This window comes from Kiloniella antarctica, from assembly GCF_042682825.1.
GTDB lineage: Bacteria > Pseudomonadota > Alphaproteobacteria > Kiloniellales > Kiloniellaceae > Kiloniella > Kiloniella antarctica.
This window is the reverse complement of record NZ_JBHUII010000013.1, coordinates 44669-68526: the sequence shown is the minus strand read 5'-3', so window position 1 is coordinate 68526 and position 23858 is coordinate 44669. Positions and strand designations below refer to the sequence as shown.

Here is a 23858-nt window from a genome sequence, read left to right as displayed (position 1 = left end):
CAACAGGGTTTTAGCGTTTGTATGCCCCAATTTTTTTGGCAATACTCAACCATTTGTCATAAGTTGACTGCATGTGTGAGGTGTAATCTGCAGCGTTCTTATAGACCACGTCTGTGCCGGTTTTTTTCAGAGATGTCTGAAGGGCTTGATCTTGAGATGCTTTTTTAAAAATTGTTTCATAGTGGGCAATTATTTCTGGAGAGGTGCCTTTAGGTAACATGATCCCGCGTTCTACACCGAAAACGACATTAACACCTTGTTCCTTGGCTGTTTTAACATCTGGTGTCTCTGATACTTCACCCATTACCGCTAAGGCTTTCATGTCACCAGCTGCGATATATTTGGTTGCGGCTGTCAAGTTGATCTCACCAATATCTATATTATTAGCGAGAAGGGCGGTAACTCGTTCTTTCGTGCCATCGTATGATACATGGCGAAATTTTATGCCTGTAGAATCTTCAATCAAAAGAAACAAAAACTGACTTACTGAACCAAAAGTACCACCAGCAGTGATCTCTCCGGGACGTTTTTTTGCCTCAACAATAAGTTCTTCCAAGTTGTTATACGGAGCCTCGGATGAAGCTCCAACAAAAGAAGAAGTCCGGCTGAGCAAGCTTACAGGTTCAAAAGCATCCCAGGTGAAATCCACGCGCCCAGTAAAGTAACTGGTAATGGCGGATTGGTGAATGGCAACCAGAGTACATCCATCAGGTTTAGCGCGTTTTGCTTCTTTGGCGCCTTTGTTACCACCTTGTCCGGGAATGTTAATGATTTGTAGTTGAGGGCGGGCGCCGGATTTGTTGGCGGCATCAGCAAATTTCCGGAAAACGACATCCGTTCCTCCGCCTGCTTTCCATGGTACGATAAGTTTTGCTGTGTCGCATGAAATATCAACGGCTTGTGCCTGTGATGTTAATCCAAGTGTTATCGCAGTTAATAAACCTGCGGCTCCTAGTTTACTAACCACATTAATCGATAATTTTGACATGAAATCTCCTCCCCAGAGAATTTTCTTCTCTTAAGTGAGAAGATAAAAATTGGTATAGCCAAATTATATTGGTTGAACCAATTATCTACATGATCTAAGTTCTGTGTCAAGATATGTTGTACTAACATCTGGTCTTCAGGCTCGGGTCCTCTGCAATCCTTTGGCAAAGTACGCTTGTTATGAAGATTTTTGTGATGAATTTATGGAGAAAAAGAGATGAGTGGATTTACCACACGCCCTGAAATTGTTGGTACTTTTGGGGTTGTGACATCAACCCATTGGCTAGCAACGGCTGCGGGGATGGGAATTCTTGAACGTGGAGGCAATGCTTATGATGCCGCCGTGGCAACAGGATTCGCGTTACAAGTGGTGGAACCTCATCTTAATGGACCCGGTGGGGAAGTGCCCATTATCGTAGCTCCCGCAGGTGGTCCAGTAAAAGTAATTAACGGGCAGGGTCCTGCACCAGAAAAAGCAACTCTGGCAACTTATCAGGCATTAGATTTGGCTGTGGTTCCTGGCTCGGGGCTTTTATCTGCAGTTGTTCCTGGGGCTTTTGATGCCTGGATGCTTATGCTTCTTGATTACGGGACTATGAAGCTCAGAGATGTGTTGGAATACTGTATCGGGTTTGCGGAAGATGGATATCCGATTGTGCCGAACATCGCACATACTATTACGAGTGTTAAATCTCTCTTTATTGAAGAATGGCCCACTTCTGCGAAAGTTTACATAAAAGATGGTGAAACTCCTAAAGCAGGACAGTTGTTTAAAAATCCTGAAATGGCAAAAATGTATCGCCGTATTATTCAAGAAGCAGAGGCCGTTTCGGATAGTCGAGAAGGACAGATTGAAGCTGCAAGGAGCATATGGTCTGAAGGTTTTGTTGCCCAGGCAATTGATGACTTCTGTCGTAAAGCAGAAGTTATGGATACTTCAGGAAGACGTAATAAGGCCCTTTTGAATGGTAAAGACATGGCCGAATGGTCGGCAACTTATGAGGAGCCGCTCACTTTCGACTATCACGGTTATACAGTGTGTAAAACCGGACCTTGGGGGCAAGGCCCAGTTTTCCTCCAGCAATTGGCATTGTTAAAAGGGTTTAATCTCGAAGCATTAGATGAAAAATCACCAGATTTTGTACATCTCGTTACCGAAAGTGCCAAGCTGGCTTTTGCTGATAGGGAAGCTTTTTATGGGGACCCTGACTTTGTTGATGTCCCAATGGATATCTTGCTTTCAGAAACTTACAATACTGCTCGCCGGGCGCTTATAAACGAGACTGCTTCATTGGAAATTCGTCCTGGTGTTATTCCTGGAAAAGGCGGCGATGTTGTTGTTCGCCTGAAGGGAACTACGGAAGAAGGCAAAAATAATACAGACCTCGGTGAGCCAACCGTTGCTCGATTTGATGATGAACCTACGCCTGATGATAAAGGGGGAGCTAAAGGAGATACTTGCCATCTCGATATCATTGATAAATGGGGTAATATGGTGTCTGCCACACCAAGCGGAGGGTGGTTGCAATCTTCTCCGGTTATACCGGGGCTTGGTTTCTGTCTTTCAAATCGCGCACAGATGTTCTGGCTTGATGAAAAATCCCCAGCCTGTATCGCACCGGGTAAGCGCCCACGGACAACACTTACGCCTTCTTTGGCCTTGAAAAATGGAGTGCCTTATATGGCTTTTGGTACTCCTGGCGGAGATCAGCAAGATCAGTGGTCCCTGCACTTTTTCCTCCGTCATGTACACTTCGGATTAAACTTACAAGAGGCTATTGATGCCCCAGGATTTCAAACGGCACATTTCCCAAGCTCTTTCTATCCAAGAGAATGTGACCCCGGGAACCTAGCGCTGGAAGGGCGGTTCCCACAATCAACTATTGATGAGCTTAAACGTAGAGGACACAAGGTCGTAGTGGAACCTGATTGGAGCCTGGGTCGAATGGCTGCTGCTTCAAAAGAAGACGGTTTACTTAAAGCGGCTGCCAACCCTCGTTTTATGCAGGGGTATGCGATTGGGCGTTAAGTCTTTGAGGTTATAGAGTATAAAAAGAAGATCAGTGAAATAGAATTATTTCACAAAAAAAGGCGCTGGAATTTAATGAATTCCAGCGCCTTTTTGTTTTATGCGTACTATGAAATTACTCGACGTTACGCAGGATTTTATTTTCAGGATCGTATGGTGATTCTTCAATAATAGTCGCTTTGAAGAGATCTCCCAGGATATAAATATCCAATTCAGTACCGATTTCTGCCAGATCAGGACGAACCATTGCGAGTGCAATAGATTTACCTGTACGGAAACCAAAGCCACCTGATGTTACACGACCAATCATTTCATTGTTGAGATAAATTGGTTCAGAACCACGAGCATCACGGTCAGTAGTACCATGGACTTCCATAGTAACGAACTGGTTATCAAAACCGCGTTCTTTCCAAGCAGCCAAGGCTTGTTTGCCGATGAAATCGTCTTCTTTGTCCAGACGAACAAAACGATCAAGACCTGTTTCAAGAGCAGAATACTCGATTGACATTTCTGTTGGAATCAAGCGATAGGATTTTTCTAAACGCATGGAATCCATAGCACGGATACCAAATGGTTTGAGACCGAATTCCGCACCAGCTTCCATAAGAACATCAAAAAGATAGTTCTGCATTTCGATTGGGTGATGAAGCTCCCAACCATATTCGCCGACAAAGTTAACACGCGCAGCAGTCACAGGGGCAATGCCCACTGAGATTTGTTGTGCTGTCAACCACGGGAAGGCTTTGTTAGAGAAGTCAGCGTCAGATAGTTTTTCCATCAGCAGACGGGATTTTGGACCCGCGATAATGAAAACACCCTGTTGAGTGGTAATTTTCTCAATATCGACAGAACCATCAGTTGGTCTGAGTTTGGTTAGGTAATCCCAATCGTGACGCTCTTGAGCACCAGCCGACACAAGGTAGTAGCTCTGTTTACCCGTTTTAAGGATCGTGAATTCAGCGCGAACACCACCGTGCAGGGTCAACATGTGTGTCAACGCCATGCGGCCGATCTTTTGAGGGATCTTGTTGGCAACCAAGCTGCTCAACCAGGCTTCTGCACCACGACCTTTAACGATGAACTTTGAGAACGCTGACATGTCAAGCAGACCAACGTTTTCTTTAACGTTCTTACATTCGTTGCCGATGTGCTCGAAGTAGTTAGAGCGACGGAATGACCATTTTTCTACAGGTAATTTACCTTGATCTGCAGGGGCGTGGTTTTCGCGGGTGATTGTATCGTCTTGGTTCAGATCTTCTTCGGTTAGCCCGTAGCCTTCTGGAGCAAACCAGTTTGGACGTTCCCAGCCAAAGATTGTTCCCATAACCGCGCCGTGTGCTTTCATGCGATCATAAGAGGGCGAGCGTTTGAGCCCACGTGCTGCAGGACGAGATTCGTCTGGATAGTGAACCGTGAAGACGTTTGCGTAGGCTTCTTCGTTTTTCTCTTTCAAGAAACCAAGGCTTGCATAAGGACCAAAACGACGCGGGTCTACACCAGACATGTCTATCGTAGGTTCGCCATCAACGATCCATTCAGCCAACTGCCAACCAGCACCACCAGTAGCTGTGATACCGAAGGAGTGACCTTCGTTCAGCCAAAAGTTCTTAAGGCCCCAAGCCGGGCCAATAATTGGGGAACCATCCGGGGTGTAAGCAATCGCACCGTTATAGACTTCCTTGATACCTACTTCAGCAAACGCGGGTACGCGTTCGAAGGCGGTTTCGATATAGGGCATCAAACGTTCGAGTTCTTCGTTGAACAATTCATACTTAGCATCAGGTGCAGGGCCATCAACGTAACAACAAGGAGCGCCTACTTCGTATGGGCCGAGCAAAAGGCCGCCAGCTTCTTCACGCATGTACCAAGAAGAATCTGATTCGCGCAGAACACCCATTTCAGGGAGACCAGCAGCGTGGCGAGCTTTGATTTCTGGGTGCGCTTCGGTGACAATGAACTGGTGCTCAACCGGGATAACCGGGATATCGAGTCCAACCATTTCACCGGTTTTACGGGCGAAATTACCAGTACAGGAAATCACGTGTTCACAAGTGATGTCGCCTTTGTCGGTTTTAACTAGCCAGCTATCATCAGGTTGTTGTTCTAGGCCAATCACTGCTGTGTGTTGATGGATTTCAGCGCCACAGTTACGTGCACCTTTTGCAAGGGCTGTTGTAAGTTCGGCAGGTTGAACATAGCCATCATCAATGTGTTGGATCGCACCAAGCACGCCGTCAGTGTTACAAAGGGGCCAAATTTCTTTCAATTCTTCGATTGAAAGCCAACGAACATTTACACCAAGAGTTTTCGCAACACCAACATAGTATCTGTATTCGTCCATACGGTCTTCGGTACGAGCTAAGCGGATATTGGATACTTGTTTTAGCCCAGAGTGAAGACCGGTTTCTTCTTCTAGTCGGGCGTAAAGATCGACAGAGTACTGGTGAATTTTACCAACAGAGTAGCTCATGTTGAATAAAGGCAGTAGGCCTGCAGCGTGCCAGGTCGAGCCTGAAGTTAAGTCGTGGCGCTCTAGGAGAGCTACATCTGACCAACCTTTTTTAGCCAAGTGGTATAGTGTACCAACACCAACAGCACCACCACCGATAACAACGGCTTTGTAGTGAGATTTCATCGCCAGTCTCCAAAAAAATACGGCTAAACGTGCTTATGCACGGATACAAGTTGTTTCTTGCTTTAAATAGCGTGAATACCAGAAAGGCTTTTCCAGTTGCCTTAGGGAAACGATGCCATTGAAAGCTTTCATCTATAATGATGATGAACTGTCTTGTAATCGTCCTATCGGTTTGCGTCATCACACTTGCAGTTTACGACATAAGTGATTTATTGCGACAATTTTTATGGATAGATGGCGGCCTCATATACGGAATTATTTATTATGAGCAAGATAGATCAGATGGATAAAGAGGAGAGAAAAATTTAAAATTTGGGGCTTAGAATTTTCGAAATTAAAGCGACTCCTAATCATGGTTTCATTTTGTCCGCTGATTAAAATGTTCTAAAATTAACAATTATCTTGTACTATTATCTGCAAAGAGTTGCCTGTTTATGGATTTTTATTCCAATAAGTGAGGCTGATATCTCTGCTTGCCGCTTTTAGTTTTTAGGCTGTCGCAAACCAGACAGAGGTAAAACGTGCTGAGAGGAATAAATCGAAGATTATTTCGGAGGGCATATAATGAGTGATACAGAAGGTCGCGCGGGTCGCGCAAGTCGTGGTGGCAGAGGTCGTGGCGGTGGCGGTGCGGCATCGCGTCGTGCAATTCGCTCTGCCAGTTCTAGTGAACAACTAAAGTTCATAACGCGGAACATTCCATATTTTGAAACGCTTAATGAAGAAGCGCTTCAAATTATCGAAAATAATGCTGAAACTGTTCTTGAAGAAATCGGAATTGAATTTCGGGACGATGCTGAAGCTCTACAAATTCTAAAAGATAACGGTTGTGATGTTCAAGGGGAGCGCGTTCGTTTTCCTCGGGGTTTAGCCCGTCAGTGGTGTGCACATGCGCCGAGCCAGTTTACTCAACATGCACGTAACAGTGATCGGAATGTAATAATTGGCGGCAACAATACCGTCTTTGCTCCTGTATATGGCCCTCCCTTTGTCCGGGATATTGACGGTGGCCGTCGCTATGCGACTATCGAAGATTTTCGTAACTTTGTGAAACTGACATACTCTATGCCTGCGCTGCATCACTCCGGTGGTACCGTTTGTGAGCCTGTGGATATACCGGTGAACAAGCGTCATCTGGATATGCTCTATTCTCATATCAGCCTTTCAGACAAGCCTTATATGGGGTCCGTAACGGCACCAGAGCGGGCTGAAGATTCTATTGCTATGTCCAAACTGGTTTTCGGGGATGAGTTTGTTGATAACAACACGGTTATGATCAGCTTGATCAACGCCAACTCACCGATGACTTTTGACGACACCATGCTTGGTGCCCTGAAAGTTTATGCACGAAATATGCAGGCTTGTATCGTTACGCCATTTATTCTGGCAGGTGCTATGGCCCCCGTAACAGCTGCTGGTGTGATGGCACAGTCATTGGCTGAAGGCATGGCAGGTATCGCGTTTGCACAGATGGTTCGTAAGGGTGCTCCCGTTGTATTGGGGTCTTTTGCCAGCTCAATTTCCATGCAATCAGGTGCGCCAACTTTTGGTACGCCAGAACCTGCATTGGTTCTTTATGGAATGGCTCAGTTGGCACGACGTCTTGGGGTCCCTTTCCGTTCAGGTGGGTCTCTTTGTGGGTCTAAGCTTCCTGATGCTCAAGCAGCTTACGAGTCTGCAAACACAATCCTACCGACCGCACTTGCTGGTGTTAACTTCACTCTTCATGCTGCAGGGTGGCTAGAGGGTGGTTTGATTTCTTCTTATGAGAAACTTGTGATGGATGCTGATCAGCTTGGTATGATGCAACGTATGCTTGAGGGATATGACCTTTCTGAAAATGGTCAGGCAATGGATGCGCTTCGTGAAGTGGGTCCAGGAAATCATTTCCTTGGTTGTGCTCACACCCAAGCCAACTTTGAAACGGCTTTTTTCCGTTCGACTATTGCTGATAATAACTCGTTCGAGCAGTGGGAGTCAGAGGGCTCAAAGGACGCTTATCAACGTGCAAATCTATTGGTCAAAAAGACTTTGGAAGAGTATGTGGCACCTGCTTTGGATCTGTCGATTGATGAAGCTCTAAACGAATTTATGTCTAAGAAAAAAGAATCTATGCCGGATGCTTTTACTTAAAGGCTAAAAGCAACGAACCTTTAGTGGATCGTTGATCAGGCAGTAAAATGGAAAAGAGACCGCATTCCGTGGTCTCTTTTTTTACCTAAGTAATAGAAAAGTTGATTTCCTTTCTTGTTACGCCTTATTCTTTCTGATATTGGGCGTTTAAATATTGGAATGAACCCAAAATTTAATGAATTGGCGCTTTTGAACAGGCATTAACAAATGGTGTTATGCTTTCATTCATTCACCTGATTTATGGTGAATAGGTTGATTACAAAAGAGTTGTATTCACATAATAAATCATGCGTATCAGGTCGAAAAAAATGATTAGAAAAGCTCCCCAAGAATTACCTCAACGCGTTGTTTTTTTTCTTGTCCCTAAGTTTTCGCTAATCGCTTTTACTTCTGCGATTGAACCTTTGCGCCTGGCTAATCGTGAGTCTGGAAAAAAACTATATAGCTGGAATTTAGTCAGTGCAGATGACCAACCAGTGATGTCATCTTGTGGCATTCCAATTTCACCAACAATGAATTTTGATGATCCACATAGTTTCCATACTGCTATTATTTGTAGCGGCGAGGATGCGCATAAAAACACTGATAAAAGAATTCATTCCTGGTTACGTCGGGTCGAGCGTATGGGTACAGATATCGGTGCCTTATGTACAGGGGCTCATATATTGGCGAAGGCGGGCTTACTTGATGATTATAGCTGTACTATTCATTGGGAAAACCTTGAGGGGTTCATTGAAGATTTTCCAGAGATAGAAGTAACACCTGAGCTTTTTGAAATTGATCGAAATCGTTTCACCTGTGCAGGTGGTACGGCCTCTTTGGATATGATGCTCAATGTGATCTCTTCACAACACGGACACGAGCTTGCCGCTGAAGTTGCGAACCAGTTCATGCATGACCGTATTCGTGACCAACATGATCAACAGCGGATGTCCATGCCAGTACGGCTTGGCGTCCGTCATCCAAAACTTCTTGCCGTTATTAAGCTGATGGAAGATAATTTGGAAGAGCCTCTAACTCGGATACAACTTGCCAGAGATGCTGGACTATCTACGCGTCAACTTGAAAGGCTGTTTCGTAAATACCTCAGCCGTTCTCCCGCACGGTATTATCTCGAGCTTCGTCTTAACAAAGCAAGATTGCTTCTTCTTCAAACCAATATGTCAGTTATCGATGTCGCTTTGGCATGCGGGTTCGTTTCTGCGTCTCACTTTTCCAAATGTTATCGCGACTTCTTTGGCCGAACCCCTCGGAAAGAGCGCGGTTTACCAGCTCTCTCTGACGGTGAAACAGAAGAATAATTTCTCTTAAATCACTCTTTTATTGTGAGAATTTCAGCTTAATTGAGCTTGAATGTATGTGTTTGTTAAAGAAGCGTTCATCAAGTCTTTAGTACACTGTAATTCACTCTCCTTTGGGGAGAAAATACTTCGTTTTCGTGCGATCAAAGAGTGTTGACTTTATGAGGGTATCAAAGGCCGCAACCATTACGGTGGCGATAACTGGCATTTGTGTCAGTGTGTTACTGTGGTCTTTTCTTACGATGCTCAATGTTGAGAGCAATCGTCAGAATGTGCGTACTGAATTAACGGGTTTCCGCCAGCATTTACTCACAAAAATCGATAGTTATGTTGATGTCCTTGGTCGATTAACTGATAGAACTCGTAGTACGGGTGAACTTGTCCAACTTAGATGGGCACATGATGTTGAATCTATTGTCGCAAATTTTCCTGGTTTTCGTGCGATTGAATGGGTTGACCATAATAATGTGGTTCAATGGGTTGTTCCGCTTAAGAAAAATGAACCTGCTCTCGGTTTGGACCTTAGTAATATCGAATGGCGGCAGTACGAAATTACACACTTTTTACGTAAGGGAAGAGAACATGTATCGAGGCCCTTCAAACTTGTGCAATCTGGAACGGCAATAACAATTGATTTTCCTTTGTTATTGGAAGGCAAATATACAGGGTTCATCACAGGAATTTTAGAGATATCGAGTTTCTTTGAAACTAATATGGGCAGTTTTGGAGAGAAGGGTTATTCCTTTTCTGTATATGATGGTGAAAATACGCTTTATTATAGGCATGCAAGAGGAAGTGAAGCAGGGCTTTCGTACATAGAAAGTGTAGTTTTACCGTTTCCTGGCAATCCGAACTGGACACTGGAAGTTTGGCCTAACGAAGCACTCCTTGAAAGTTATAATCAAAATTACGCTATTTGGTGGCTGGTTGGAGGTCTGATTATCACGTTGTTACTAACCGGATTATTATATCTGGTGCGATTATCTGAATGCCGCTTGGAAGAGTTTCAGGTTATAAAAGATGTATTGGAAGAAAATAAGCAGCGATTTCAAACATTCTCAGAAATTGCTTCTGACTGGCTTTGGGAATGCGATGAGTACCAAACTATAAGTTTTGTTAGCTCTCAAGTATCAAAAGTCACAGGACGTACTGATAAGGAATATCTTGGCAACCCTGTTTCTAACCTTTTCATTGAAGACAAGGATAATGGCACTACTGAAATAACCCATGTAATGGATCGCCTTGAATCCTTTAAAAATATTTTATGTAAAACCCGTGATAGGGATGGTCGTTTCATTTGGATTAATATTAGTGGTGTTCCTCTGTTTAACGGAGACAAAAAGTTCCAAGGTTATCAAGGTAGTGCGAGTGAAGTTACTAATAAAATTTTGACCGAGGAACGGTTTAAAACTCTTTTTGAGCACTCTTCTGACGGTCTTCTTATTCGTGATAAATCAGGTTTTATCGACTGCAATCAAACCGCCGTTCGTATGAGTGGGCGTAAGACTAAAACTGAGCTTCTTGGTCTTCAAATGTCAGAGCTAGCATCTGAATACCAACCAGATGGAGAACGATCATCATTTAAATTTCTTACTATGATTGATAAAGCCATGTCCGAAGGCATCAGTCGGTTTGAATGGTTGTTAAAGCCATCATTTGGCGAAGAATATTTTGTTGAAATCACAATAACAAAAATCAAGACGATGAACGAGGAAGGTCAGTTAATTTCTTGGCGTGATATTTCAAAGTTGAAGCAACGTTCAGATGAAATTACCCATCATTATTCTATTTTAAAGACAACCCTGAATACGATTGAGCAGGGTGTTTGTATGGTTGATCGTCACCGGATTATTGCGGTCAACAATCCGCTATTTTATAGAATTTTAGACATCCCTTTTGAAGTTTTTCCTGTTGGTACGAAAATTGACGAGCTTTTTAATTTAATTGAGGCAAGGCGCGATTTTGGCAACACGGAGAAGAGCCGTTTAAATTTAAGTTTATTGGATCTTTTGATCAAAGGAGAACCCTTTTCGTTATCTTTGAATTTACGTAACGGTAAACATCTAGAAATTTCAGCTAGTTCGGTTATCGACGGTGGTATGGTCCTCACTTTTAGTGATGTCAGCGACCGTATGGCCGCAAAGGAATTTCAACAAGCTGTGACTTCAAATTTACCCGGTGCTGTTTATCGGTTTAATAGGGATAAGTATGGTAAGATCAGCGTCCCTTACATTAGTGATGGTGTTATGGAGATCACAGGGCTGAGTGCAATGTCGATCAAAGTTAATCCAAGCTTGCTTGCTACGATTATTAACCCTGTGGACTATGAAGAGTGGATGGCATCCATGGAACAAGATCAGGATACTATGCCACGGCTGGATTATGAGATGCGCCTCAAGCATGAAGCCGGCCAACAACCTAAATGGATACGGTCAATCGCTCAACTTAGCTTTGGTGATAGTGGAGAATATCATTGGGATGGGATACTTCTTGACGTTACTGATCATAAAAAAGCGGAGCACGCACTTGAGCAAAACTTGATGGACTTACAACTGGCTCATGAAGCATTGGAGAAGCAGAGCGAAGAACTCGTTAGTATGGCTGAACAACTTTCAGTGGCTCGTGATCTTTCAGAGGCAGCCAATAAGGCAAAATCGGAATTTCTTGCCACTATGAGTCATGAAATCCGAACGCCAATGAACGGTGTCATGGGGATGGCAACGATGTTGCTCGAGACCGAGTTGAATGACGAGCAATATGAGTTTGCATCTATGATCAATGAATCTGGTGATGCTCTTTTGAGTATTATCAACGACGTGTTGGATTTTTCAAAAATCGAAGCGGGTCGTATGGATCTATCAGTATCTGAAGTTGATTTGGTCTCTATTGTTGAATCTAGTGCGAACCTCCTTATTACTCGTGCAAATGACAAAGAGTTATCTATTGCAATTTACCTGCCGCCAGATCTTCATCGGCACGCGATTGCGGATGGTGGACGGCTTCGTCAAATCCTTTTGAATTTACTTGGAAATGCTTTGAAGTTTACGGAAGAAGGCGGTGTTTCAATTCAAGTCAGCAAGCTTACAGATAATGAAGTAATCACGCATGAAGAGGGAAAGTATGAAGATCAAACCGCAGAAAACAAACTAAGACTTCGTTTCGATGTCAGTGATACCGGTATCGGTATTAAGCAAGAAATACAACGAAAGTTATTTGAAAAATTCACACAAGCAGATGCTTCTACGACAAGAGAATTTGGGGGTACAGGGCTTGGACTTGCTATTTGTCGACAACTTGTCCACTTGATGAACGGTGATATTGGGGTAGAAAGTGCGTTAGGTAAGGGAAGTAATTTCTGGTTCACGGTCGAGTTGGATGTAATCAAAGGTGAAGACCAGCGTATTGGATCGATTAAAGGCGATGATCGATTTATCTGTGAAAACGCTGTATTGTTTATGGAAGACACATTCAGTTCTCAAGTTATCAGGCAATATCTCGAAGACGCGGGTACGAATGTCATTATGACCCGTGATTGTAGCCAAGCATTATACCTTTTACAAAATAATCAAGTCTCCTTGTTTCTTGCGGATGACAGTTGGAATAATGCTGATTTAGAGATGTTGGGAACGACGAGTAAAAAAATGATAGAAGAGAAGGGAGTGCTCTCTGCTATTGTTGTTCAAAATAAATCTAATGAGGCACGTCTTTGGGCTAAAGAACTGGGTTTCTCTGGGACACTTCCTCAACCAATAAGTCATTCTTCTCTCAGCTTTTTCCTACATACAGGTTTTAGTACGAATGAGGTTGAGGAAAGAGATAGTCGTTTTTCCTTTAAAGATATTGCGCTCAAAACAAAAAAACTGAAAATACTGATTGTTGAAGATAACAAGATAAATCAAAAGTTAGCTATGTCGATGTTAGTAAAAGGCGGGCATGAAGCGTTTATCGTTGCTAACGGCCAACTGGCAATCGAGATCTTATCATCTGGGCAGGTATTTGATCTTGTTCTTATGGATATGCAAATGCCTGTTATGGATGGTCTTGAAGCAACACGGAAAATTCGTCAGCTTGATAATACTGAAGTTGCTTTGATCCCTATTATCGCAATGACAGCTAATGCAATGGATACGGACCGCGACTTGTGTCTTGAAGCAGGAATGAATGAATATCTTTCAAAACCAATAAATCCTGAGGAGCTTTTTTCAAAGATCTTATCTTGTGTAAGTCCAAACAAAGGGCTGTCGACACAAGAATTTTCCAGTAACGTTGAAGTTTTTAATGGTAAAAAAGTAATGGCTCCTCAAAATGAGGCGAATATAGCTCTAGAAACAAGACCTCTAACTAAAAGTGCTGAAGATGAAATGTTAGAGATATTATCGGATATAGAAAGTCTGTAAGTAGTTGAAAAATTGTTTGATAACTACGTCAGTTAATACCTTTAAACTGTTGCGATCATTTTTTTGAAAAAGGTTCGAAACAGCTTTCTGGAATGAGTGTTTCTAAAACGTTCGCTATGTCGTGTGGGTCATCTGTAAAGTGAACGCCGACACTACACCCTTTTTGCCAAGCAATAGAAACGTTTAAACCAGATGTTTGCGAAAAACGAACAGATTCAATTGTTCTATCGTTCAGTTCTTCGTCGAGTTCAAGTTTGGCGCCAGTTAGGGAAATATCCATTACAGCACAGTCTTTTTTTAGGGGCTCACCTTTCATCCTACCGATTAAGGTTACCTCTGCACGGGGGAAAATTCTGCGTTCTTCGCCTGACTTTGTCATCAACGTATTCTCTTCTGATTTATAAATATGACGTAAATGGTAACTGACTGCATTTAATGAAAGTTTAAGCAATTAAGCTGTGAATGAAAAGACGATAACAAATAGCGATAAATTTCGCTTATCTCTAGTCGTTTGTTTTTGTATAAATTGACGTCATAAATGCTTGTCTTCTGTAATGAGGTTTATTGTTTGGATCGAGTGTTTTTTTATGTAAAAGCACAAAAATTTATAAATTTTGATAATTTTAAAGGAAGTATTTAAAATAACTGTAATAGAAGTGCGCAGCTTTACTGGGCTATTTATAGTTAATTTTTTAGCAAGAAATATTTAACTTAAATTTTAGATTTAATTTCCTAAACTAGAACAGGTTATAGGAGATTGTCATGCTTGCTGCCGCCGAAACGGGGGGATTTTTTACCAAGGATATTGGTGAAGAATTTTTAACAGAAGTCGAAGAGGACTTCTTGATTATACCGAGAGATTCTGACCAAGGAGTTCATGCCTTGCAGGAGATGCTTGCCAACTCAATTTTACACGAAAACTCTAATAGACACATCTCTACTGATTTAAATCTGGGTCTTAGAGCGCTAGAAAATCCTTCACTTCGTATGGCGGATTTATTTAGTGAAGATAGCAGCACAGAACATTCAAATATAACGAACGATCTAGAGTTCGAAGTTGAAAGCAATATCGATCATAAATATCGCCCTATGCCGTTTTTGGACAAGGGTATGTTGTCTTTTTACATGCATGTCGATGATAATGATTCGAGCGTTCCAAGCTTTCCGATGTCAGAACTCATTCAAGAGGAAGAATTGACGCTTGTTCCAATTGGAGCAGTATTGCACTAGTGAGTCGATATTAAATATTGAGTTGGGCGTATTCTTTCTACTGGCAGGCTGTTTAAGGTCTTAAGGTGAGTTCTAGAGATTGTTTCAACTTTTGTATTCCTTCTGCAATATGGATTTTTTCAATGGCAGTATAACCCAGCCTAAAGTATTGCTTTTTTGGGAGGGCATCAAAATAATAAATACTTCCAGGCTCCAGAACGACACCTAAGTTAAGGGCATGACGTGAAAGCTCTTTGCTGTCCAGACCATCCGGTCCTTTTACCCAAAAACTAGTTCCTCCGGTGGCATTTTGAAAACTAAGGCCAACTTCTGTAAGTGCATCCTTCATTTCCAACCAACGGTTTTTATATATTTTTCGCAACCTTTTCCGTAGGGCATCGTGATGACCCAAGGCGAGAAAAAGTGCCATGGTTCTTTGATTATTCGTTGGCGTGTGACGATGTATTAGACGTCCGAGGGCTCGTGCTTCACGAATAACATGCGCTGGTCCAACGAGGTATCCGAGGCGTAGCCCAGGGAAAAATGACTTTGATAGACTGCCAACATAAATAACCCTTCCTGTGCGATCTAGTGACTTGATAGCGGGAGCGGGAGACCCTTTGAAATTCAACTCCGGTTCATAATCGTCTTCGATAATTACTATGTTGTTTTGTTCGGCTTTCTCCAAAATTTCTTTACGGCGTTCCAAAGGCATGGTGACTGTTGTCGGGAATTGATGACTGGGGGTGACGGTAATCATGTTACAATCATCAAGTTGCTGATCTGGAATTAATCCGTGTTCATCAAGTTCCAGATATCTGATACGTGACCCAATCATTTGTATGATGTTACGTAAGTCCGGATAACCAGGGTTTTCAACGCCAAAAAGCGTGTTGTTGTTTAAAAAGAGCCGTGCAAGCATATAGAGGCTATTTTGAGCGCCTGCGGTGACGAGTATTTCATCTTCGCGAGCATGAATTCCCCGAGTTGGTAGTAACCTGGTTCTTATTTGTTCGACCAGAAAAGGGTCATCTGTCCCCAATCGATCTTCAGTCCAGTCTGCCATGGCATTAAGGCTAAGCGCTTGTCTGGAACATTCTCGCCATGCTGCTATGGGGAAAAGAGATTTATCGACTTGGGCTGTTACAAAAGGATATGGATGATCTCGCCAGTTTTCAGGTTTTTCAATATTTTGCTGGTGGCTCGGAGTATGTTTAATACGTAACGTTGCATTTATAGATTTCGATGTGGCTTTATCGTCTTCTGGTTTTTGTTCTTCTAAGGGAAGAGGCAATCGATCGCTCACAAAAAGACCACTACGTTCTTTGGAAGATAAAAATCCATCATCAATTAAGGACTGATAAGCTTGGGTAACGGTAATCCGGGAGACACCTAATTGTATCGCTAACTTTCGACTAGAAGGTACTGCTGCGCCAGAAGGAAGGCTTCCGCCCAAGATAGCACTTACAAATTGACGCCGGATCTGGAGTTGAAGAGATTCTGTGCTTGCTCTGTTTAAAATGAATAGGTTGTCTGTCATAAAAAATATTAAGCCATGATTTATAGCCAATCACAATCACTGGATATAGATAATAGGTAGAACTGGCTATAACTTATTTGATGATGTTCCAATTAAATACTCAGCAATTCAATATTGGATCACGTTAATTAAGGAGCGGGCTTATGAGCCAGACCATTGGACATTTCATTAACGGCAAAACAGTCCCTGGCCAAAGTGGCAGAACGGCTAAAATTCACAACCCAGCTTTGGGGCAAGCTACGGGTAAAGTTGCTTTAGCATCTGCAGACGAAATGCGTGCGGCGATTACTAATGCAGAAGCGGCTCTGCCTTCTTGGGCGGCAACGCCGCCTCTTAGACGTGCGCGTGTGATGTTTAAGTTTAAAGAGCTAATCGAAAAGAACATGGATGAATTGGCTGCCATGGTCAGTGCAGAACATGGGAAAGTGATTAGTGATGCGAAGGGCTCTATTACACGCGGTCTTGAAGTCGTCGAGTTTGCCTGTGGTATCCCACATCTTCTTAAAGGCGAGCACAGTGAAAACGTTGGCACTGGTGTTGATAGTCATTCAGCGCGTCAACCCGTTGGTGTCTGTGCTGGAATCACGCCTTTTAACTTCCCAGCCATGGTACCGATGTGGATGTTCCCGATTGCGATCCAGACCGTGTGAAAACGCCCTGCGCAGTGAAAATGGTCGCTTCAGGTCCGTAAATTTCTAAAATTAAGATGTACGCAATCGATCAACAAAGACTTCTTTATATAGGCCTCGATCAGAAATCATCATGAGATCTTGTATTTTTACCGTATAAGAGGCGTTATTTTAAGTGATAATGCAAAATTCTGGAAAATTGAACGTGTTTAGGGGCTCTAGGTTTCTAAAGCCGCCATCAAACCTTTAACGCCGACAAGGTTTATCGCCCGCCTCATATTGTAAGCCAAAGCGGTCAAGCTGAATTCACCACGAACATTTTCTAATCTGCATGTTAAAAACGCTCCTTGGTTCATCCATTGTTTAATTGAGCCAAAGGGATGTTCAACGGAACACCGCCGTAGGTTCATCATTTCAGGGCGCTTTTTTAGTCTTTCGGCCATACGTGTAAGAACGACTTCGTTCTCAAACCGTGATACTTTACGAAATCCTTTATTCGTACATCGAGAACGTAAGGGACAAACTCTACAAGCTGCCCGATTACAGTATGTGTATCGTGTATTATCTCGTAGTTTACTTATATAACGGGTGGACAGTTGCTTACCTGCCGGACAGATATAAAAATCACCCCTTTCATCAAAGCGGAATACTTCTTTTGAAAAATAACCTGCTGCCACAGAAGATCCTCTCTGTGGTTTAGATACATAAGCTATAAGGTTATCTTTTTCACAGGCTTCAATATCTTCAATTTTGTAGTATCCCTTGTCGGCAACGACTTCAATTTCCTCAACACCAAGAATAGATCGAGCAGGACCCGCTGTCTTCGCTAATAAGCCAAGGTCAAAACCCTGATTGCAGACTTCTTGTTCGACAATCAGGTTATGTTTGCAATCAACGGCTATCTGCGCGTTATAGCTAACACGATGACCTGTACTCCCTCCCATCATGCGGCGACTGTCGGGATCAGATAGAGAAATTTGACTTTCTCCAGTCTCTTCCAATTGTTCAAGAAGTGCTTTGTGTTGATTTTGTCTGGTTTTAATATGGTTGATTTTTTCAGCAAGATTTTGATCAGTTGCAGAATGTATTACCTCAACATCCCCCTTATCACCTTCATCAAGACGCTTTAAATAAGTATCAAGCCGTTCGTCAGCTTCCTTGATCATTTTGGATAGAGATACACGTGTAAAATTGTTTGCCTTACTGTTGACGGCCTTAATTTTTGTGCCATCGACCGCGAGTAGCTTTCGTCCGAAAAGATCAAGCTGGCGACATAAAAGGACAAACTCTCGAAACACCTTTTTAAAACAAGAACGGTTGTCGCGGCGGAAATCAGCGATTGTCTTGAAATCAGGCTTCAAGTGTCGCAATAGCCATATGACCTCTATGTTACGGTGAGTTTCTACCTCAAGTTTCCTGCTGGAGCGTATTCTGTTCAGATATCCATAAATGTAAAGTTTCAACAGATCAGCAGGATCATAACCTGGGCGGCCAGTTGATTTTGATTGTACTCTCGTAAAGCCTACCTCTTTTAAATCCAACCCATCTACAAAAGCGTCAATGAACCGAACCGTATTATCGGGGCCAACATAATCATCAACCCTTTCCGGTAACAAGAGTAACTGAGAACGAGAGTTTCCTGATATATGTGTCATGCTCTAATATATCACGTGGCTCTACGCTCTGGAATCCCATAACGGCATATTTAATCAAATTCAAAACGTAATGCCTCTATGTCTTAAGTAACTATAAAGCGTGGCTTTACTGATACCTAGATTTTCCGCGATACTAATTACAGACAACTCGCCTTCTTTGTAGAGTGTTTCTGCTGCAATAGCTTTTAGCTTGGCTTCATCTGACAAGCCTTTTGGACGTCCACCTCTACGGCCTCTTGCGCGAGCTGCTTTAAGTCCAGCTTGAGTTCGCTCACTAATGAGATCCCGTTCAAACTCGGCAAGTGAAGCAAAGATATTGAAAACAAGTCTGCCTTGCGGGTTTGTTGTATCAATCGGATCATTCAGGCTTTTAATACCCACTCCTTCACCCACTAGTTTATTTACCAACATAACCAGGTGTTTTAAGGAGCGCCCAAGTCGATCCAATTTCCAGATAACAATAACATCATCTGCACGAACCAAATCTAAAAGCTTATCAAGTTCCTTTCGCTCTGTTTTGGTACCGCTGACAATTTCCGAGAATATTTCCTCACAGCCAGCTTTTTTTAATGCATCAATCTGTAAATCCAGATTTTGCTCATTGGTGGAAATGCGTGCGTAGCCAAATTTCATGATTTAGTTAAGACAACTCATATGAATTATAGAAAAGTAGACGTTGTTTATGTAAACCAGTTTTTTATACACTTAACCATCGGTATTGGCAATCGTAGCGATATGGTTGAATAAGTTCAGATTAACGGTCGTTTATCTAAACTCCTAAAATCTTGTTTTTAACCAAGTGAATGTAGTAATCCACGATAAATTGAATTTCCAGGTTTGATAAATTACACTGTGTTCTTGTTTAAATTTGTTGTTTTTTCGTCTAAAAATTTTATAACCTCTTGAAATCGAATACTTACATTTGCGGCTTCTTGGTAGTATTTGAAAAGTTCTTTTAATGGTGATGAGAATTCTTTTTGGGCAGCGATGACAGCTATTAAAGCTCCAATCGTAAGGCTATTTTCGATTACCAAAAAACCACCGATTGAATAGAAAAAAAAGGGTGTTAGCGCAGTCAGAAAATTATTAAGCGCTTTCATTAAAAATTTCACTTTGTGGATATTTCGCCTAATTGTCTCAACATTCTTTAATGAAGCTCCTATGTATTGAATTTCTTTTCTATCACGATCCTGCCGGGATGATTGATCCCCTAATTCTCCTCCTAATATACGAATTTCTTTAACACGGTGACGCGCTAATACATTAACACGGCGTTGTAGTTTAGGTATTAAGTATAATTGGAGAGGTAAAAGAGTAATAGCAGCTGCTCCAAGTACAGGATCTTGGACAAACATAAAGACTAAAATGGTAACAAAAGTTCCTCCTTGAAAGACCGGGAGAGAAAAAGCATCGGATGCGAAACCTCCGATTGGCTCTGCTTCTAATGCTATCAACGGTATAATTTCTGACCTCCGGGAAGGACCTCGACCTTCTCTCCAGCAACGATATATAAGTAACCGAAAACGTCTTAAAATACGTTCACCAACTTTACCTTTATATACGTTGATACAGTATTTAAGAATTCCTCCTAAAGAAATTGCACAAAGGAAAACAGCACTCAATGCAAATAGAGCCTTAGATTGTGAAAACTCGACATTCATAAAAATGATTGGAAAATTTTCTGAACTTATTACATCATTAATAATGATCTTTGGGAGTTCTAACGTTAGATATAAAACAGGCATTGCAAGTAATCCTAATCCAGCCAAAAATACCTGTTGCTTTAACGTATACTGTATGATGAACGCATAAGCATTTGCACCAAACTCAGATTCTTCCTTTATCTCCTTAATTAAGTTGAGGGGCTTTTTGTATGTAAATACTCCTCGCAATCTTATTACAACTATCGTTATGGCGAGGACAAGCATGGCCAAAGGGGCCCAAAAAAGTGTTAAATGTAGGAAAGAGTGTAACCAAATAGGGACTTGGGCCGTTAAACTGTGACCTAAGGACATTGCAAGCCAATGAACTATATCTTCATAATAATTATACATTACAACTCCTTAGAGCGGTTTAATCGTTGTTGCTAGCAATGCTTGGGTAATAACCTAAACCCAACAAATCATGATGAAAAAATTCTTACCATGATTTGCTGGTATAAATGGCGATCCTCTACTAATTGTGATTATGTTGATAAATCAGAATTTAGTTTGAGGGCCTTTGGTAAGTATTTTCTACGCCACAAAAAATACAACGCTGGCACAACAAGTAAGGTGAGAAGAACGGCACTAACCATACCGCCAACCATTGGTGCTGCAATTCGGCTCATGACTTCTGAACCTGTCCCTGTTCCATAAAGAATTGGTAATAATCCAGCAATAATAGCAGAAGCAGTCATCATCACTGGCCGAACACGTATGACAGCACCATGCAAAACGGCATGGATTAGTAATTCTTCCTTTGGTTCGACACCTTGGATTATGCAATCATCCAACATTTTGACGTAGGCTTGGTTGAGATAAACCAGCATGATGACACCAATTTCTACAGCGACACCAGCAAGAGCAATAAACCCAACTCCAACAGCAATTGAGAAATTAAAGCCCTGTAAATACATTAACCAGATGCTACCTACCATTGCGAGTGGTAAAGTTCCAATAATTATGGCCACTTCCACAAGATTGCGGAAATTGATAAATAACAATATTACAATAATTGCTAGGGTTAGCGGGATTACATAAGTAAGCTTTTCCTTTGCCCGAAGCATATATTCATATTGTCCTGACCATTGAATAGAATACCCTGCTGGCAAAGAAAGTTTATCGTTAACTATATTTTGGGCTTTGACGACATAACTCCCAACATCAATGTTTTCAATATCAATGAAAGACCATCCGTTCAATCGAGCATTTTCGCTTTTGATGGCTGGAGGGCCATTTTCTACGCGAATATCTGCTACATCTGATAGTGCAATGCGTTGCCCAGAACGGGTAACAATGGGGAGTAAGGACAATTGTTCTGGTGAACTTCTATAATCTTGAGGGTACCTTATATTAACGGGATAACGTTCAAGGCCCTCAATCGTTTGTGTCACATTCATACCGCCAATTGCTGTTGCAACGACCTGTTGTACATCAGCTATGTTAAGCCCGTATCGTGCTGCTTTTGCCCGGTTGATATCGACTATAACGTAACGCCCCCCCGCGACCCGTTCTGAATAAACTGACGCTGTTCCAGGTACATCTTTAAGGAGATTTTCCAGCTCTTTTCCTATTCTTTGAATTTCAGATAATTCTGGCCCAGAAATTTTGATACCAACAGGGGTTTTAATGCCGGTTGCTAACATGTCAATACGGGTTTTAATAGGCATAACCCAAGCATTAGTAACGCCAGGAAATTTTACAAGAGTATCTAACTCCTTTTTGAGACTACCAATGGTAACACCCTCACGCCATTGATCATGTGGTTTCAGTTTAATAAAAGTCTCTACCATTGTTAGTGGCGCTGAATCTGTCGCAGTGTCTGCCCGTCCGACTTTACCAAATACAGTTTCAACCTCAGGTACTGTATAGATCAGTTTATCTGTTTGTTGGAGAAGCTGCCGAGCCTTACCGATAGAAATTCCGGGATATGTAGTCGGCATGTACATAAGACTCCCTTCATCCAAAGGTGGGATGAATTCACTTCCAATTTTGTCTAATGGCCATGCACCAACGGAGAGCGTAATAAGAGCTGCCAAAAGTGTAATTTTTGGAAACCTTAAAACCTTTGTAAGAACGGGTAGATAGATTGCGGTTAAAAGTCGGTTAATCGGATTTTTATGTTCAGGGAGGATTTTCCCACGAATGAAGTAACCCATCAAGACAGGCACTAAAGTTATTGCTAAAGCTGCTGATGCGGCCATCGCATATGTTTTAGTAAAGGCAAGGGGGGAGAACATTCGACCTTCCTGCGCTTCAAGTGTAAAGACAGGCACAAAACTGACGGTGATAATTAGTAAACTGAAAAACAATGCAGGACCAACTTCAGTGGCAGACTCTGTGACAATTCTCCATCGATTTTCTTTGGTGAGAGGGGTTTTTTCCATATGCTTGTGCATATTTTCGATCATCACAATGGCACCATCTATCATTGCTCCAATGGCAATGGCTATACCACCAAGGGACATGATATTTGCATTTAATCCTTGAAAATACATGATGATGAAGGCAGTAAGAATTCCAACAGGTAGGCTGATAATTGCAACGAGCGAAGAGCGTACGTGAAAGAGAAAAACAATACAGACCATAGCGACTACGCCGAATTCCTCTAAGAGTTTTATCCAAAGGTTCTTAACGGCTCTTTCAATCAAAGAACTCCGGTCGTAAACAGTTACAACCTCTACACCTTCTGGTAATCCTTTCTTTAACTGACTCATTTTGGCTTTCACACCGTCTATGACTTGTTGAGCATTTTCACCAAAACGCATAACGATAATGCCACCTACAGTTTCTCCTTCGCCGTTAAGTTCAGCAATCCCACGACGCATTTGTGGGCCAAGGCCGATATCTGCGACATCTTTGAGCAAAAGAGGTGTTCCGTTTTGATTAACACCTAAAGGAATATTTTTTAAATCCTCTTCGCTGCTAATATATCCGGTAGCTCGGACCATGTATTCAGCTTCGGCCATTTCTACTACCGATGCTCCGATTTCTTGGTTACCGCGTTTGATTGCCGTCTGAATGTGAGAAAGGGGGACACCAAAAGCTCTTAATTTATCAGGATTTACCATAACTTGATATTGTTTAACCATACCACCAAGAGCACTGACTTCAGAAACCCCAGGAACAGTTTGGAGTTCATATTTTAAAAACCAATCCTGTAAACTTCTTAATTGGCTTAGATCATGTTTTCCGGTTTTATCGATTAAAGCATATAAATACACCCATCCTACACCAGTGGCATCGGGTCCCAGTTGTGGTTTCGCGCTTATAGGAAGTGACGGCGCTACTTGACTTAAATATTCCAGCACACGAGTTCGCGCCCAGTATAAATCCGTTTTTTCGTCAAAAATTACATAAACATAAGAATCCCCAAAGAAAGAAAAACCACGAACAGTTACTGCACCTGGCACCGATAACATAGCAGTTGTTAATGGATAAGTTACTTGATCTTCGACCACTTGGGGCGCTTGCCCTGGGTAGGATGTTTTAATAATTACCTGTACATCAGAAAGATCAGGGAGTGCGTCAACAGGAGTATTCTTTACAGCGACCAGTCCTGAACCAACTAGAATAAAAGTGGCCAATAAAACGAAAAAGCGATTAGCTACTGACCAGCGAATAATGGATTCAATCATTATAT

Annotated in this window: 14 protein-coding genes; 6 read left to right on the top strand and 8 right to left on the bottom strand. The window is 42.1% G+C overall.

Annotated elements, in window-relative coordinates:
- Positions 1–10: 10 nt before the first annotated feature.
- Positions 11–988: a Bug family tripartite tricarboxylate transporter substrate binding protein gene (locus tag ACFSKO_RS18890; RefSeq protein ID WP_380254581.1), complete on the bottom strand. Its 978-nt coding sequence runs from the start codon at positions 986–988 to the stop codon at positions 11–13.
- Between the two features lie 216 nt (positions 989–1204).
- Between ACFSKO_RS18890 and ACFSKO_RS18885 the strand changes: the two genes are divergently transcribed.
- Entirely contained in the window at positions 1205–3016 is a 1812-nt protein-coding gene (locus ACFSKO_RS18885; RefSeq protein ID WP_380254579.1) for a gamma-glutamyltransferase family protein, read from the top strand.
- A 115-nt stretch (positions 3017–3131) separates the two neighbouring features.
- Here the strand turns inward: ACFSKO_RS18885 and ACFSKO_RS18880 are convergent, their stop codons facing one another.
- Positions 3132–5651, bottom strand: a complete 2520-nt coding sequence (locus tag ACFSKO_RS18880; protein ID WP_380254577.1) for a GcvT family protein — start codon at positions 5649–5651, stop codon at positions 3132–3134.
- A gap of 564 nt (positions 5652–6215) precedes the next feature.
- Between ACFSKO_RS18880 and ACFSKO_RS18875 the strand changes: the two genes are divergently transcribed.
- The 3 genes from ACFSKO_RS18875 (at position 6216) to ACFSKO_RS18865 (ending at position 13482) form a co-directional block, all read left to right on the top strand.
- The gene (locus ACFSKO_RS18875; RefSeq protein ID WP_380254575.1) at positions 6216–7784 is read left to right on the top strand and encodes a trimethylamine methyltransferase family protein; all 1569 of its coding nucleotides are present in this window, start codon (positions 6216–6218) and stop codon (positions 7782–7784) included.
- Positions 7785–8092: 308 nt separating this feature from the next.
- On the top strand, positions 8093–9085 hold the full coding sequence (locus ACFSKO_RS18870; protein WP_380254573.1) for a GlxA family transcriptional regulator: 993 nt from the start codon (positions 8093–8095) through the stop codon (positions 9083–9085).
- 161 nt (positions 9086–9246) lie between these two features.
- Positions 9247–13482 carry a response regulator gene (locus ACFSKO_RS18865; RefSeq protein WP_380254571.1) on the top strand — a complete coding sequence of 1412 codons (4236 nt, stop codon included), beginning with the start codon at positions 9247–9249 and terminating at the stop codon, positions 13480–13482.
- A gap of 55 nt (positions 13483–13537) precedes the next feature.
- Here the strand turns inward: ACFSKO_RS18865 and ACFSKO_RS18860 are convergent, their stop codons facing one another.
- Entirely contained in the window at positions 13538–13861 is a 324-nt protein-coding gene (locus ACFSKO_RS18860) for a PilZ domain-containing protein (protein WP_380254569.1), read from the bottom strand.
- 383 nt (positions 13862–14244) lie between these two features.
- Between ACFSKO_RS18860 and ACFSKO_RS18855 the strand changes: the two genes are divergently transcribed.
- Positions 14245–14712, top strand: a complete 468-nt coding sequence (locus tag ACFSKO_RS18855) for a hypothetical protein (protein WP_380254568.1) — start codon at positions 14245–14247, stop codon at positions 14710–14712.
- 52 nt (positions 14713–14764) lie between these two features.
- On the opposite strand, the gene pdxR is transcribed toward ACFSKO_RS18855, so the two are convergent.
- Positions 14765–16231: a MocR-like pyridoxine biosynthesis transcription factor PdxR gene (gene pdxR / locus ACFSKO_RS18850; RefSeq protein ID WP_380254566.1), complete on the bottom strand. Its 1467-nt coding sequence runs from the start codon at positions 16229–16231 to the stop codon at positions 14765–14767.
- A gap of 143 nt (positions 16232–16374) precedes the next feature.
- On the opposite strand from pdxR, the gene ACFSKO_RS18845 reads away from it, so the two are divergent.
- Positions 16375–16881: an aldehyde dehydrogenase family protein gene (locus ACFSKO_RS18845; RefSeq protein ID WP_465262321.1), complete on the top strand. Its 507-nt coding sequence runs from the start codon at positions 16375–16377 to the stop codon at positions 16879–16881.
- Between the two features lie 197 nt (positions 16882–17078).
- On the opposite strand, the gene ACFSKO_RS18840 is transcribed toward ACFSKO_RS18845, so the two are convergent.
- From ACFSKO_RS18840 to ACFSKO_RS18825, 4 genes are all read right to left on the bottom strand, one after another.
- Positions 17079–18515 carry an IS1182 family transposase gene (locus ACFSKO_RS18840; protein ID WP_380254564.1) on the bottom strand — a complete coding sequence of 479 codons (1437 nt, stop codon included), beginning with the start codon at positions 18513–18515 and terminating at the stop codon, positions 17079–17081.
- 60 nt (positions 18516–18575) lie between these two features.
- On the bottom strand, positions 18576–19148 hold the full coding sequence (locus ACFSKO_RS18835) for a recombinase family protein (protein ID WP_380254562.1): 573 nt from the start codon (positions 19146–19148) through the stop codon (positions 18576–18578).
- 212 nt (positions 19149–19360) lie between these two features.
- Positions 19361–20569 (bottom strand): ABC transporter ATP-binding protein, encoded by a 1209-nt coding sequence (locus ACFSKO_RS18830; RefSeq protein ID WP_380254560.1) that lies wholly within the window; start codon positions 20567–20569, stop codon positions 19361–19363.
- 131 nt (positions 20570–20700) lie between these two features.
- Complete coding sequence (locus ACFSKO_RS18825) at positions 20701–23853, bottom strand: efflux RND transporter permease subunit (protein WP_380254558.1); 3153 nt, start codon at positions 23851–23853, stop codon at positions 20701–20703.
- Positions 23854–23858 lie beyond the last annotated feature (5 nt).

What these genes read in the sequence shown, in the direction of transcription:
- ACFSKO_RS18890 (WP_380254581.1), bottom strand. Translation starts at nt 988, where the DNA reads ATGTCAAAATTATCGATTAATGTGGTTAGTAAACTAGGAGCCGCAGGT.
- ACFSKO_RS18885 (WP_380254579.1), top strand. Translation starts at nt 1,205, where the DNA reads ATGAGTGGATTTACCACACGCCCTGAAATTGTTGGTACTTTTGGGGTT.
- ACFSKO_RS18880 (WP_380254577.1), bottom strand. Translation starts at nt 5,651, where the DNA reads ATGAAATCTCACTACAAAGCCGTTGTTATCGGTGGTGGTGCTGTTGGT.
- ACFSKO_RS18875 (WP_380254575.1), top strand. Translation starts at nt 6,216, where the DNA reads ATGAGTGATACAGAAGGTCGCGCGGGTCGCGCAAGTCGTGGTGGCAGA.
- ACFSKO_RS18870 (WP_380254573.1), top strand. Translation starts at nt 8,093, where the DNA reads ATGATTAGAAAAGCTCCCCAAGAATTACCTCAACGCGTTGTTTTTTTT.
- ACFSKO_RS18865 (WP_380254571.1), top strand. Translation starts at nt 9,247, where the DNA reads ATGAGGGTATCAAAGGCCGCAACCATTACGGTGGCGATAACTGGCATT.
- ACFSKO_RS18860 (WP_380254569.1), bottom strand. Translation starts at nt 13,861, where the DNA reads ATGACAAAGTCAGGCGAAGAACGCAGAATTTTCCCCCGTGCAGAGGTA.
- ACFSKO_RS18855 (WP_380254568.1), top strand. Translation starts at nt 14,245, where the DNA reads ATGCTTGCTGCCGCCGAAACGGGGGGATTTTTTACCAAGGATATTGGT.
- pdxR (WP_380254566.1), bottom strand. Translation starts at nt 16,231, where the DNA reads ATGACAGACAACCTATTCATTTTAAACAGAGCAAGCACAGAATCTCTT.
- ACFSKO_RS18845 (WP_465262321.1), top strand. Translation starts at nt 16,375, where the DNA reads ATGAGCCAGACCATTGGACATTTCATTAACGGCAAAACAGTCCCTGGC.
- ACFSKO_RS18840 (WP_380254564.1), bottom strand. Translation starts at nt 18,515, where the DNA reads ATGACACATATATCAGGAAACTCTCGTTCTCAGTTACTCTTGTTACCG.
- ACFSKO_RS18835 (WP_380254562.1), bottom strand. Translation starts at nt 19,148, where the DNA reads ATGAAATTTGGCTACGCACGCATTTCCACCAATGAGCAAAATCTGGAT.
- ACFSKO_RS18830 (WP_380254560.1), bottom strand. Translation starts at nt 20,569, where the DNA reads ATGTATAATTATTATGAAGATATAGTTCATTGGCTTGCAATGTCCTTA.
- ACFSKO_RS18825 (WP_380254558.1), bottom strand. Translation starts at nt 23,853, where the DNA reads ATGATTGAATCCATTATTCGCTGGTCAGTAGCTAATCGCTTTTTCGTT.